General features: G+C 53.7%; 12 protein-coding genes and 2 riboswitches. Of the genes, 8 read left to right on the forward strand and 4 right to left on the reverse strand.

Annotated features, from left to right (window positions below):
- Positions 1-114: 114 nt before the first annotated feature.
- Positions 115-210, forward strand: a riboswitch (TPP riboswitch).
- Between the two features lie 175 nt (positions 211-385).
- The 3 genes from H6G07_RS18510 (at position 386) to H6G07_RS18520 (ending at position 3,486) form a co-directional block, all read left to right on the forward strand.
- Positions 386-1,891 (forward strand): sodium:solute symporter family transporter, encoded by a 1,506-nt coding sequence (locus H6G07_RS18510; protein WP_073608077.1) that lies wholly within the window; start codon positions 386-388, stop codon positions 1,889-1,891.
- 338 nt (positions 1,892-2,229) lie between these two features.
- Complete coding sequence (locus H6G07_RS18515) at positions 2,230-2,493, forward strand: hypothetical protein (RefSeq protein WP_073608078.1); 264 nt, start codon at positions 2,230-2,232, stop codon at positions 2,491-2,493.
- Positions 2,494-2,505: 12 nt separating this feature from the next.
- Positions 2,506-3,486 carry a hypothetical protein gene (locus tag H6G07_RS18520; RefSeq protein ID WP_139296996.1) on the forward strand — a complete coding sequence of 327 codons (981 nt, stop codon included), beginning with the start codon at positions 2,506-2,508 and terminating at the stop codon, positions 3,484-3,486.
- Positions 3,487-3,783: 297 nt separating this feature from the next.
- Here H6G07_RS18520 and H6G07_RS18525 read toward each other — a convergent pair whose 3' ends face one another.
- Entirely contained in the window at positions 3,784-4,320 is a 537-nt protein-coding gene (locus H6G07_RS18525) for a DUF4383 domain-containing protein (protein WP_242026861.1), read from the reverse strand.
- A 392-nt stretch (positions 4,321-4,712) separates the two neighbouring features.
- Positions 4,713-4,810: riboswitch (TPP riboswitch) on the forward strand.
- A 176-nt stretch (positions 4,811-4,986) separates the two neighbouring features.
- On the opposite strand from H6G07_RS18525, the gene thiC reads away from it, so the two are divergent.
- The 4 genes from thiC (at position 4,987) to H6G07_RS18545 (ending at position 9,706) form a co-directional block, all read left to right on the forward strand.
- The gene (thiC, locus tag H6G07_RS18530; protein ID WP_073608081.1) at positions 4,987-6,357 is read left to right on the forward strand and encodes a phosphomethylpyrimidine synthase; all 1,371 of its coding nucleotides are present in this window, start codon (positions 4,987-4,989) and stop codon (positions 6,355-6,357) included.
- Positions 6,358-6,553: 196 nt separating this feature from the next.
- Positions 6,554-8,032, forward strand: a complete 1,479-nt coding sequence (locus H6G07_RS18535) for a CoA-acylating methylmalonate-semialdehyde dehydrogenase (RefSeq protein WP_073608082.1) — start codon at positions 6,554-6,556, stop codon at positions 8,030-8,032.
- 89 nt (positions 8,033-8,121) lie between these two features.
- Positions 8,122-9,009 (forward strand): AEC family transporter, encoded by an 888-nt coding sequence (locus H6G07_RS18540; RefSeq protein ID WP_073608083.1) that lies wholly within the window; start codon positions 8,122-8,124, stop codon positions 9,007-9,009.
- A 40-nt stretch (positions 9,010-9,049) separates the two neighbouring features.
- Positions 9,050-9,706 carry a DNA-3-methyladenine glycosylase family protein gene (locus H6G07_RS18545; protein WP_171972987.1) on the forward strand — a complete coding sequence of 219 codons (657 nt, stop codon included), beginning with the start codon at positions 9,050-9,052 and terminating at the stop codon, positions 9,704-9,706.
- On the opposite strand, the gene H6G07_RS18550 is transcribed toward H6G07_RS18545, so the two are convergent.
- Positions 9,692-10,165 carry a Fur family transcriptional regulator gene (locus H6G07_RS18550; protein WP_073608085.1) on the reverse strand — a complete coding sequence of 158 codons (474 nt, stop codon included), beginning with the start codon at positions 10,163-10,165 and terminating at the stop codon, positions 9,692-9,694. The two genes, H6G07_RS18545 and H6G07_RS18550, sit on opposite strands and share 15 nt — an antisense overlap.
- Before the next feature lie 362 nt (positions 10,166-10,527).
- On the opposite strand from H6G07_RS18550, the gene dpsA reads away from it, so the two are divergent.
- Positions 10,528-11,064, forward strand: coding sequence for a DNA starvation/stress protection protein DpsA (dpsA, locus tag H6G07_RS18555; RefSeq protein ID WP_073608086.1), 537 nt, complete (start codon positions 10,528-10,530; stop codon positions 11,062-11,064).
- Positions 11,065-11,267: 203 nt separating this feature from the next.
- On the opposite strand, the gene H6G07_RS18560 is transcribed toward dpsA, so the two are convergent.
- A complete protein-coding gene (locus H6G07_RS18560; protein WP_073608087.1) occupies positions 11,268-11,855 on the reverse strand; it encodes a (2Fe-2S) ferredoxin domain-containing protein in 588 nt (195 codons plus the stop codon).
- Complete coding sequence (locus H6G07_RS18565; RefSeq protein WP_084173045.1) at positions 11,852-12,139, reverse strand: Asr1405/Asl0597 family protein; 288 nt, start codon at positions 12,137-12,139, stop codon at positions 11,852-11,854. The genes H6G07_RS18560 and H6G07_RS18565 overlap by 4 nt, the downstream gene beginning before the upstream one ends.
- Between the last annotated feature and the right edge of the window lie 202 nt (positions 12,140-12,341).

Here is a 12,341-nt window from a genome sequence, read left to right on the forward strand (position 1 = left end):
CTGTTGCTTTTGCAGATTCATTCCTCAATTCATCAACGCCACTTTTCTACAGCAAGCAATGCGTTGCGGAACTGTAATCCATTCGCGATCGCAGCAAACACCAGTGGTAGGATGCTATCAAGCTAGGGGTGTCCGAGGAATCGGACTGAGATCATACCCTCAGAACCTGACCTGGTTGATACCAGCGGAGGAAAGCGTTGCTTGAGGTCACGCACCGAAACGACGAGCCTATAGGCGTTCTGGACTTGTAGATCTAGAACGATTAGTGATGTATCGGCATGGCCTGATGCTTGCTAGCTGTAGCGCTTGTTGTTCGGTTTGACCCGCCCTCACCCGCCCAGGAATCTCCTCTAGCGCCACACCGTTGTTTGTGAGGTGCGTTTCTATGACCCTTGGTGCGACAGCGATCGCTGTGATTTTGATTACGGCGGCTAGCTTTACCCTGCTTGGGTTGCTCCAGGCCAGCCGCCACACCATTAGCCTCGAAGACTACATGGTGAGCCGCAATCGGGTGGGCACCGGCATGGCTCTGGCGACCATTGTGGCTTCGGCCATGGGCGCTTGGATTTTGTTTAGTCCGCCGGAGGTGGGGGCCACTAGCGGCATCGCCGGGATTGTTGGCTACTGCATTGGCCAGGCGACCCCGGCAGCGCTGTTTGCCTTTATGGGCACGCGTATGCGGTTTCTCATGCCTAAGGGCCACTCATTAAATGAGTATGTGCTGCACCGCTTTGGTAAGGCCATGTATCGGCTGACCCTGGCGATCGTGGTGTTTTACATGTTTGTGTATTTGGCGGCAGAGCTAACGGCAGTCGCTAAAGCCGTCGAACTCATGGCCGGGGTACCCCTCTGGCTCACGGCTCTGCTGGTGATTAGCGCTGTGTTTATCTACACTATAGTAGGCGGCCTGGAAGCAACGATTTTTACCGATGCAATTCAGTTTGCGGTGATTGTGCCGCTGCTGCTGCTGAGCTTTGGCATTGCGGTGTTTGCTTTGGGCGGCTGGGGAAATGCGATCGCCCCCGTCATCCAGACCGCCCCAGAGCTGCTGACCCTGGCCAACGGCCCCGGCATCAAATTTGGGGCGACGTTGGTGATTGCGGTGATTGCCGCCGAAATGTTTAACCAGACCAACTGGCAACGCATCTACGCTTGCAAGAGCGATCAGGTAGTGCGGCGATCGTTCTTAGGATCGTTCTTAGTGATCTTGCCTATGCTGTTCATTGCGGGGCTGCTGGGCATTTTGGCTATGAACTTTGGCTTCAACGACGATCGCGCCTTTTTCTCACTAATTCAAGCGCTGAACCTTCCCGGCTGGGTGAGCATTGCAGTGCTGGTGCTGGTGCTGGCCCTAGTAATGAGCAGTCTGGACTCGCTGCTGAATGGCATTGCCAGCGTGTTTACGCCCGAGCTGCTGCGCTTTTTCCCCGATCAATCTACCAACGGCATTCTGCGGCTGAGCCGGGTGTTGACGGTGGCCGTGGGCATTCCCGCCATTCTGATCGCCTCGCGGGGCTACAACGTGCTGTACCTGTTTTTACTGGCCGATCTGGTCTGTGCCGGGGCGTTGTTTCCGGTGCTGTTTGGGCTATATTCCAGACGACTGACGGGGACGATGGCGTTTTGGAGTGCGGTGGTTGCGATCGCAACCGGTGCCCTGTTCTTTCCCCGGCCCGACTTTAGCCCCTGGAATGGGCTGCCCTTTGGAGGCGATCTGTTGGTCAGCTTTGCCGCCCCCATCGTGGTGTCGACGCTGATTTGCTTGCTCTGGATCCAGATCAAGGCCCAGGGCGGTAAGACGGAAGCGTTTGACTTCGGCATTCTCAGCCGCGACATCCGCGCCTATGGGGAGGGAGATACTTTTTCTGTGGGGAAGTTGCCCAACAGGTAGAAACCCGATTGCCTCTCTTAGCGGCCTCTATCATGCCACAGGTTCTAAGTTTCTTGTGGCATCGTAGACGGGATGGCAAAGGTAGTGGCTTAGATGGATGCTGGACAATTCCTGCTGTTGGGGTATTACGTATCATATTTAACGAATAATGCCCTTAGCATCCTTACATAACCCTGGGATCTATCAATGAAGCTTCAAATCCCTGAACCTATCAAGCGGATAATCTGTCTATTCCCTTAAAAACTGAGCCTCATCGTATAGATTTATCGGACATTAGAGAAATAGCTAGCTTACATGCCAGATCCAATATATAACTTAGGCAAATTCAGAGAGTTTATATGGAACAACAAATCAAAGAATTTAAAGATGCCCATGAGGGCGTCAGTGTCATCAAGGACGACTATGTAATTAAGATGAAGTCCGGAGAGCATAGTGACTGGAAGGAATCAGAATTCACTCGATATATAGTTGAAAACATAAGAGGTCTAGAGGCATTCCAATTTGTATTAAGAAAAGAAGAAGATTTTGCAAAATTATCAGAAGTTCTTGTCAAAAAGCCTGAGCTTTTCAAAGATTTTCTGGCTGTTAGATATGATGGCTGAATTGAAGTTTATTTGAATGATATTGGCCGTTCTGCTTTTAAGCTTCGAGATAGAGAGGTGATGATTGAGATAGAATTGAATTATCACAGGAACGATGTAAGAATACAAATAAAACAAGAAGAGTTTACAGATACATCAGTCGGAATATTGGCCTCATTCATGAAGGGAACTCGCTTCCTTCGGCGAACGAGTACAATACTAGCTATTGAAGGACTTGAGCGCCCCTCAAATGAAGGACTGGAATCTGACGTTCGAAATATTATTAATTCCGTACTATTTGACATTGAATGTTCCTACGGATTGGTGTTTGAAACGGCAAATATCGAAACTTATAAGATGAGGCGAACTGGCCGCAGATCTAGTTTTAACGAAATCCCTGAAACCCCAATCCAATTACTGTATAAAGAATATGTACCGGAATTAATTGAGTATTTCCACATAGCGCAAAAAGTAGACTATCTGCCCTTCAAATACATTTGCTATTTTCATATAGTTGAGTATTTTATGGATAAGGCAGCCTATGCGGCAGTTTCACGGAAGATAAAAAACATAATGTCTAATCCAGATTTCCACATTAGAAGCAAAGAATATATTTCTCAAGCAATAAACATATTTAAGAAAGAGAACGAGAAGTACACCACTGATAAAGTCAAAATAGGTCGAGTTTTTCGTGAATTTGTAGAAAAAGAATCTATTTCAGAGCATTTAGAAAATATAGGCCTAAAAGATCACTTTGAGAAAGAGCATAGCCTACAGTGCTCAAAGATCTTGAATGTGTGTGCAATTGATAGCTCCAACGAAAACAACTTTTACGATACATTGACAAAGAGAGTTTACGCACTAAGGTGTTCCATCGTTCATTCAAATCCTGATTTCGATGAGTCGAAGGCGGTTCCTTTTATTGCAAATCCAAAAAATATGGATTTTCTGCGCGATGAGATAGAACTTTTGAAAGAAGTATCCAGAAAAATCATAATTAATAGTGTTGCCTAATATCAAAAATCATGAAACTGGGTTCAATCCTACAAGCCCAACGAACCGCAGGAGTTGGGCTTCGCCACAACACACCCTACAACATCGTTTAATTAGGACTATCTGCTTACACAGCGCCAGGCGAATGATCCATAGGTTCTCAGCCGTCTTCAACGCCGAACCGTTAGCTCGCAAACCGTACATATAACGTTGAGCACTAAATAAGCGCACGGCCAAAAATCACCGTGCGCTTAGGGCCAGACCTGACGCTTATAAAGTCAATTTGTAGCGTCAGCTGATGGCAGAGCTATTAGCTAACTATTGGGTAGAAGGAGCCGTTGATTCGGGATGGCTGGGATGCCAGACGAAGGCGAAGTAAGCCGCGATCGCCCCGGTTACCGCATTGAACCAGACGTTGTTGCCAAAGATGGGCATGATGCCGAACAGGGTATTGGAAAGCGGGATCAACCCCATGATGGCAAGTAGCAAATAGCTAATGGCAAAAAATCGATTGTACCTAAATGCCCCTTCTTTACCTGTAGCCGAAAACAGACCAAAGCCGCCAATAGCCAAGTGAACCATATTGTGAAGCAGGTTGGTCGGGAAAAGTCCAAACAAATAGCCAAAACCTCTTAGGTAAGCAGCTATGTAAGTAGGCCCACCGCTAACTGGAATATCGCTTGTGTCTACCGGTACACTAGCTCCCATTTCTGCGCCAGGCAGGTTGATGAGAGCGGGAATGAAACCAGCAATTCCTAAAAAGGTAAAGATGATTCCCAGTGCTAATGCACATTTTTGTTCACTGTTCATGTTGTTCATTTTTAAGATACTCCGTGCGACAAAATCTTTCGACAAAACTTTCCGTAAGAACAGTAATATCTATGACTAGTAAATAAAAGCGGTAGCTATACTGCTCTCAACTATCTAGACTGTGGAACTCGATTGGTTACTGCTTTCGTAGCTGGCTTTTCTATCCTTTTTGCGCTCTATGCTCAGAGAGGCTCCATGACCTCAGCTGATAGCGTCGCCACTCCTGTAGAAAAAGTCAGCGGTAACGCTAAGTGCATCCTAAGAACTACGTGATGCCGCTTCCTCTGACTGAAGAACTAAGTTAGTTAGCGCTTTACCTGTCAGTAGGAGTATTTATGGCTAACGGTTTTTGTCTGCGTCCTGACCGTAGGGCGTCGGTACGCTCTGTGAGGAACCATAACTAATTCGCGCTTCCCCTAGATATCAGTGGTACGATGCCTGCAAGCTAGGGGTGTCCGACTCGCATCGGACTGAGATCATACCCTCAGAACCTGACCTGGTTAATACCAGCGGAGGAAAGCGTTGCTTGAGGTTATCAGCCGAAACAACGGATAGATTGACGTTCTGGCGCTATGCCAGGGCATTGGGTGAAGATTCAGCAGATGGCTGAGCTTTGCTTGCGATCGCTCCACCCTGTTCGGCCTTACCCATCCTCACTTACCCAACGTGATCTACCAGGCAAGACCTCTAGCGCCACACCAGAGGTAAACCATGAGAACTGAATGGATCGCTAAGCGCCAGGGCCATGCCAACGTGTCGCAGATGCACTACGCTCGCCAGGGCATCATCACCGAAGAGATGGCCCACGTGGCAAAGCGAGAGAACCTGCCCGAGGATCTGATCCGCGATGAGGTGGCACGGGGCCGCATGATCATCCCCGCCAATATCAACCACCCAAATTTGGAGCCGATGGCGATCGGCATCGCCTCGAAGTGCAAGGTAAATGCCAACATCGGCGCGTCGCCCAACTCGTCAGATATCAACGAAGAAGTGGCCAAGCTGCACCTGGCGGTGAAGTACGGAGCCGACACCCTGATGGATTTGTCGACTGGGGGTGGCGATCTCGATGCCATTCGCACCGCCATTATCAACGCCTCGACGATTCCCATTGGCACAGTGCCGGTGTATCAGGCGTTGGAGAGCGTTCACGGCAACATTGAGAACCTCACCGCCGATGACTTTCTGCACATCATCGAGAAGCACGCCCAGCAAGGGGTCGATTACCAGACCATCCACGCCGGGATTTTGATTGAGCACTTGCCCTTGGTGCGCGATCGCATCACCGGCATTGTCTCGCGTGGCGGCGGCATTCTCGCCCGCTGGATGCTGCACCACCACAAGCAAAACCCCCTCTACACCCACTTCAACGACATCATCGAAATCTTCAAGCGCTACGACGTTTCGTTCAGTTTGGGGGATTCGCTCCGCCCCGGCTGCCTGCACGACGCCACCGATGCTGCCCAACTGGCCGAACTCAAAACCCTGGGCCAGCTCACCCGCCAGGCCTGGGAGCACGACGTGCAGGTGATGGTCGAAGGCCCCGGCCACGTGCCGATGGATCAGATCGACTACAACGTCAAAAAGCAGATGGAAGAGTGTGCCGAAGCCCCCTTCTACGTTCTAGGGCCGTTGGTAACGGATATTGCCGCTGGCTACGACCACATCAGCTCGGCCATTGGCGCAGCGCTGGCGGGCTGGAGCGGGGCGGCCATGCTCTGCTACGTGACGCCGAAGGAGCACCTGGGTCTGCCCAATGCTGAGGACGTGCGAGCTGGGCTGATCGCCTACAAGATTGCGGCCCACGCGGCGGATATTGCCCGGCATCGGCCTGGGGCGCGCGATCGCGACGATGCTATGTCCCACGCCCGCTACAACTTCGACTGGAACAAACAGTTCGAGCTGTCGCTAGACCCAGAGCGTGCCAAAGAGTACCACGACGAAACCTTGCCCGCCGACATCTACAAAACCGCCGAGTTTTGCTCTATGTGCGGCCCCAAGTTCTGCCCCATGCAGACCAAGGTCGATGCCGACGCCCTGACCGAGCTAGAGAAGTTCTTGGCTAAGGAGAAGGCCACAGTTTAGATTCGCGATTTGGGAAAGCCAGATTCATAATCGAGACCCTGTAGGGGCGTAGCATGCTATGCCCCTACGGGATCCCTACCCCTGGCGCAAAAGATATTTTCAAGGTAAAGGCACACAGCCTGCGCTCTTGAGAGGCAAAAAACTATGCGTCAAAACAGCACCTATGATGCTTATTGAGCAGTGATCAGGCACCGTTATGACCGAATTGGGGACTCTCAAGAACTACATCAACGGCCAGTGGGTGCCGTCTGCGGCAGGGGATGTGCTTTCGGTGAATAATCCGGCTACGGGGGAAGTGCTGGGTCAGGTGCCCGTTTCCCCCAAAGAAGAAGTCAATCAGGCCGCCCAAGCTGCGGCGATCGCCTTCGAAGACTGGCGTCGCGTACCCCCGCCCCAGCGCGTGCAGCCCCTATTCAAGCTCAAAGACCTGCTGGAAAACCACCTGGACGAGCTAGCCCAGATCATCACCCAGGAATGCGGCAAAACCCTGGCCGAGTCGAAGGGTGAACTGCGGCGGGCGATCGAGAATGTAGAGGTAGCCTGCGGTATTCCGATGATGATGCAGGGCACGGTGCTAGAGGATATTGCCAGCGGTATCGACGAGTTTATGATTCGGCAACCGCTGGGGGTGGCGGCGGCGATCGCCCCCTTCAACTTTCCCGCCATGATTCCCTTCTGGTTTATGCCCTACGCCCTGGCCTGCGGCAACACCTACATCGTCAAACCCTCCGAAAAAGTGCCCCTGACCATGCAGCGCATCTTCGAGCTGCTGGACGCGGCGGGCTTTCCCCCCGGCGTGGTGAACCTGGTGAATGGGGCCAAGGAAACGGTGGATGCGATTTTGGAACACCCCACCATTCGGGCGATCAGCTTTGTCGGCTCTTCCCCGGTCGCCAAGTATATCTACGCCCAGGCGGCGGCCCACGGCAAGCGGGTGCAGTGCCAGGGCGGGGCGAAGAATCCCGTTATCGTACTGCCCGATGCTGACCAGGACATGACCACCCGCATTGTGGCCGATAGCGCCTTTGGCTGTGCCGGTCAGCGCTGTCTGGCGGCGTCTCTGGCGGTAACGGTGGGGGCAGCGACCGAGTGGTTTACCGATGCGATCGCCCAAGCCGCCGCCACCCGCACGGTTGGCAACGGTTTGGACTCCAATGTACAGATGGGGCCGGTGATCACAGCCCAGAGCCAGCAGCGGATTGAGAGCCTAATTCAAACTGGCGCTGAGGAAGGAGCGACTGTGCTGGTGGACGGTCGAAATGCCCAAATTCCCGACCTGGAAGCCGGTCACTTTGTCAAACCTACGGTGCTGCAAAACGTGCCCCCGACCGGAGAAATTGCCCACACCGAAATCTTTGGCCCGGTGCTGGGGCTGATGGCGGTGGATACGGTGGAGGACGCGATCGCCCTGGTAAACCAGAGCCCCTGGGGCAACATGGCCTGCCTATTCACCAACAGCGGTGCCGCCGCCCGCCAGTTTCGCTACGAAGCCACCGCTGGCAACATCGGCATCAACATCGGCGTGGCGGCACCGATGGCGTTCTTTCCCTTCAGCGGCTGGAAAGACAGTTTCTTCGGCGACCTCCACGGCCAGGGAGCGCATGCGGTGGAGTTTTTTACGCAAACCAAGGTGGTGGTCGAGCGCTGGCCCAAGGAGTGGAGTCGCCAGTTTTAGCATCGGCGATCGCCGTGGTTCTGTCGCCGCATCGCCCCCCGAACCAGTCACCCTGTCACAGGTGGTGGCGTAAAAATCACTAAGTGTCTATGGAAGTTTTGATTTCGGCGATGCTGCCCGTTGCCCTGGTCGCCCTGGTGGGGTTTGGCGTAGGGCGCAGCTTTGAGCTAGACATGCAAACCCTGACGCGGTTAAACATCTACGCCCTGCTGCCCGCGCTGGTGTTGACCAGCCTGGCCGAGACCACGCTAGCGATGGGCAGTGCGATCGCGATCGTCACCAGCTTTTTGCTCAATACCGTGGTGCTATACCTGCTGGCGGTGGGGCTGAGCCGTCGCCTCGACTTTTCAGCGGATGAGCAAAAGAGCCTCATTGCCATCGTGATGTTTTCAAATGTCGGCAACCTGGGGCTGCCCTTCATTTTGTTTGCCCTCGGCGAGGCCGGGCTAGAGCGAGCAGTCGTGTATCTGGTGGGTTCTAGCGTCATGATTGCCACCGTCTTTCCCATTGTGCTACAGCAGGCCGGGCTCAAGGCAGGGCTCAACGTCACGCTGCGGCTGCCGGTATTTTGGGCCGCCCTGGCGGGCATCGGGCTTCAGGCTACCCAGGAAGCATTTCCGCTGCCGCTGGAGCGGGGCATGGCACTACTGGGGGAGGGCGCAATTCCGGTGGCGCTGCTGACACTGGGGGTACAGCTGGCGCGGACGGAGCTGGTATTCGGTCGCTATGAAGTAATCGGTGCGGTGCTGCGGCTGGTGGTGGCACCCCTACTGGCCTACGGCATTGGTACGGCGCTGGGTTTGCAGGGGTTAGACCGGCAGGTGCTGGTGCTCCAGGCAGCCATGCCCGTGGCCGTCAACTCGCTGATCTGGGTAACGGAACTGGGTGGAGACAGAACCCGCGTCGCTAGAACTATTGTGCTTTCGACCTTGCTCAGTGTGTTTACCCTGCCCGTGGTGCTGTGGCTCAGCAATTGATCGGGCGGTTTTGAATTCTGGATTTAGGATGATTGTTGCAATGCCGCCGAATGATGTAGCCAAGATCCTAGATAGCGAGCTACTGCCACCTAGCCCTGAGCTGCGGCAGGCGGTGGCGGTGGTGTGCGCTCGCGACCCCACCTTTCAGCGCATTGAGGTCGAAGCTGGCCCTCTCACCGTACGCGCCTGGGCACCGGGCTTTCCCTCGCTGGTGCGAATTATTCTGGGGCAGCAGCTCTCGTCGCGGGCTGCCCAGGCCATCTTTCAGCGGTTGCAGAAAGAACTGGAGCTGACGCCTGAGGCGATCGCCGCTGCTCCAGCCACCACCCTACAGCGGGTAGGGCTGAGCCGCGCCAAAATTGCTACCTGTCAGCGGCTTTCAACCGCTATTTCATTGGGCCAGCTCAGCTTAGAAACCCTCGCCACCTTGCCCGACCAAGAGGCGATCGCCCATCTAACTCAGATCAAAGGCATTGGCGTTTGGACAGCGGAAGTCTATCTGCTGTTTTGCCTCCAGCGGTTGAGCACTTTCCCCGCCTCAGATTTGGCCATTCAAATTAGCTACCAGCGGCTACACAATCTGGAAAGCCGCCCCATGCGCCAAGACCTATTGGCCTCTACAGCATCGCTGCATCCCTGCCGGGGCGCAGTGGCCCATCTACTGTGGCACTACTATCGACATTTAGCCCAGCAGTGATTGACAGCTAGGGCAAATGCCATACACCGTAAACTGGCAGTTCAGCAGCGAGAACCCGTGGGAGGCGCTTTCACTGCTGCCCACCTGGGTCATTTTAGCGTCTTCAAATTCCTCCACATCCCCGCAGTGAACACAGACCAAATGGTGGTGCTGATCCATAAAGGGAGTGTTGAGTTCGTAATACTTTCTGCCCTCGGCTAACTCTAGCTCTTGCAGCAGCCCGAGCCGAACCATGACGTGCAGCGCTCGGTAAATCGTTGAAAAGCTAATCTTTTCGCCCTGATCTATCAACTGCTGGTGAATCTCTTCGGCGTTGAGATGATGCCCTAGGGCCGCTAGCTGAAACAAATCCAGAATCTTTTGCCGCTGACTGGTGAACCGAAACCCCTCTTTATTAAGAACGGTTTTGAGTAATTCGGGTTCCTGATTTAAGCTGGGCAGCGGTGGTTCGTTTTCCATTGTGGGTTCGTTGCGCTTAAAGAAGCTGGGGCTTTGCCGAGATAAATTAGGGATCGTCATCTGGCTAGGGGCATATTTATAAAACAGGTTTGCGAGGCCAAGGTGGTTCTGGGACAAACTAGCCAAAACCGTCAAACGTGTCTTTTACCAAAGGATTTAAGACTATCGAAAACTATTTTCGATATACAATTCCATGGTTATTGAAAATCATTTTCGCTATTCATATTGGCAATCTACTTTTGCATTTCTCTATACTTTCTAAGCAACTAAAGTTATTAGCTAGATTCAAAAAAGTAGGGTAGGCTCAGAAAGTAGCTGCCAAACATTGGGGTGGCTTTTACTGCTGATAAAGGGGGATGGTTATGCCAATCACTGAAACACTGCTGCAAACCTATGGCGAGGTAGCAAACAACCCAGTTTTGCTTGAGAAGTCGGTTACAGAGCCGGTGGTGGATGGACTGGCGACGCTCTATGCCAGCTTTACGGCCCTGTCGTTGCAGTACCAAAAACACCATTTTGTGGTGGAAGGTTCTGAGTACTACATGCTCCACAACTATTTTGAGGAGAGCTACGAAGCGGCCCAAGGCCATGCCCACGAAGTGGGTGAGCGCCTGCATGGGCTGGGGGGAATTCCGCCTTTGAGCTTTGGCAAACTGGCGGAGCTGTGCTGCTTCGACATGGAAAACGACGACACCTACCGCTGCCGCATCATGATCGACCACGATCTGAAGGCTGAGCAAGCGCTGATCGAGCTGATTCGTCGGCTGGCTGCCCAGGCTGAAAGTTTGGGCGATCGCGCTACCCGCTACCTCTACGAGCAAATTTTGCTGAAAACCGAGGAGCGAGCCTACCATCTGGAGCACTTCCTCACCCCAGACAGCCTGAAGCTGGGCTGGTAGCCACTCTCTTACCCCCCTTTTTAAGGGGGGCAGGGGGGATCTTCCTACATCGGCACTTTCCCCAATTTCGCACATCTCACGCTGGCTCACGCCCACCCCCTACCCATCGAGATACACCTTCCAGACAATCCAGCTAGAGAGCGCTACAAAGGCGATAATCACCAGCCAGTGATCTAGCCGCTGGGGGTCAAATTCCTGGGCAGTCATCGTTTTGCATCCAGCCGCGCTAGCGCTTCGGCAGGGCTGGCCCGGTGCAGCATTTGTCCATTGGGCAGGCGCAGGTTGGGGCCTTGCTTGCAAGCTTTCATGCAGCCAGTGCCCTTAATGGCCACGTGGGCCAAAGCCGGATCGCGATCTACAGCGTCTTGCAGAGCGGTTTGGAGCTGGCGACCGCCCTGCTTGTAGCATTTGCCTTTGGTGCAGACCTCGATGCACATGCGCTTTGGTGAGGTTTGAGCCAGCGCTGGGGCCGGGGCCAGGTCGCCCCACTGTTGGCTCAGCACCGCTGCCTCGCACTGGGGCAGCGGCAAAATATTGATGGCCCGCCAGCGATCGCCCTCAGGATAGGCCCAGACCTGCACAAAATCGCCCGGCGCTAGCTCTCGCAACAGCATGGGGCGCAGATATTTGGGCAGCTTGACGGTGAACTCAGTCTCCCCCGCTTGCAGCAGCAGCCCCTTGATCTTGCCTTTGTCGGAGCGATAGGCCCCGCTGTACTGGCCTTTGAGCACGTGGCCAGCCGGGGTGGCGGTTTCAGCCTCTAGAATGGCGGGCTCGTGGAGGGTTCTCATGTCAAACTCCTTTGCTGCCAGCAGCACTTGAGGTGGTCGGCGAGAACTTGCTTAGGCTGGGTGGCCGCCTGCACCACGCTCCAGACCAGCAGGGCATCAGCGGGGGTGTGAATGGCAACGGTGAGAGGGCGATCGCCACCACAGGCACACACTAAGCTCAGCTCTTGCAGACGACGGTAGACGTTCCAGCGGGTGACCCGGTCTAAATCAACCACGGTTTCAGCGGGGGCAGCGTTTTGCAGGTCTTGCCCTGACCCTAAATAATCTGACTCTAAAACGTGCATATTAACTCGACTGAATCTCCATAGTGATGACCGCCAGGGGCCTGAACTTATTGAAACTAACTCTGAACTAAACGCTAGAACATGGGGCTCAGCCGAGGCTTAAAAGAGCTGAACCCCTGTCCTAGCAAGCATCGAGGCATTTTTTGAGAATTACTGAAGGCGATACCCTGGGGACATCGGCTGTTGTTGTTATTGACTATCG

This window comes from Phormidium tenue FACHB-1052, from assembly GCF_014696675.1.
GTDB lineage: Bacteria > Cyanobacteriota > Cyanobacteriia > Phormidesmidales > Phormidesmidaceae > Nodosilinea > Nodosilinea tenuis_A.

What these genes read in the sequence shown, in the direction of transcription:
- H6G07_RS18510 (WP_073608077.1), top strand. Translation starts at nt 386, where the DNA reads ATGACCCTTGGTGCGACAGCGATCGCTGTGATTTTGATTACGGCGGCT.
- H6G07_RS18515 (WP_073608078.1), top strand. Translation starts at nt 2,230, where the DNA reads ATGGAACAACAAATCAAAGAATTTAAAGATGCCCATGAGGGCGTCAGT.
- thiC (WP_073608081.1), top strand. Translation starts at nt 4,987, where the DNA reads ATGAGAACTGAATGGATCGCTAAGCGCCAGGGCCATGCCAACGTGTCG.
- H6G07_RS18535 (WP_073608082.1), top strand. Translation starts at nt 6,554, where the DNA reads ATGACCGAATTGGGGACTCTCAAGAACTACATCAACGGCCAGTGGGTG.
- H6G07_RS18540 (WP_073608083.1), top strand. Translation starts at nt 8,122, where the DNA reads ATGGAAGTTTTGATTTCGGCGATGCTGCCCGTTGCCCTGGTCGCCCTG.
- H6G07_RS18545 (WP_171972987.1), top strand. Translation starts at nt 9,050, where the DNA reads ATGCCGCCGAATGATGTAGCCAAGATCCTAGATAGCGAGCTACTGCCA.
- H6G07_RS18550 (WP_073608085.1), bottom strand. Translation starts at nt 10,165, where the DNA reads ATGGAAAACGAACCACCGCTGCCCAGCTTAAATCAGGAACCCGAATTA.
- dpsA (WP_073608086.1), top strand. Translation starts at nt 10,528, where the DNA reads ATGCCAATCACTGAAACACTGCTGCAAACCTATGGCGAGGTAGCAAAC.
- H6G07_RS18560 (WP_073608087.1), bottom strand. Translation starts at nt 11,855, where the DNA reads ATGAGAACCCTCCACGAGCCCGCCATTCTAGAGGCTGAAACCGCCACC.
- H6G07_RS18565 (WP_084173045.1), bottom strand. Translation starts at nt 12,139, where the DNA reads ATGCACGTTTTAGAGTCAGATTATTTAGGGTCAGGGCAAGACCTGCAA.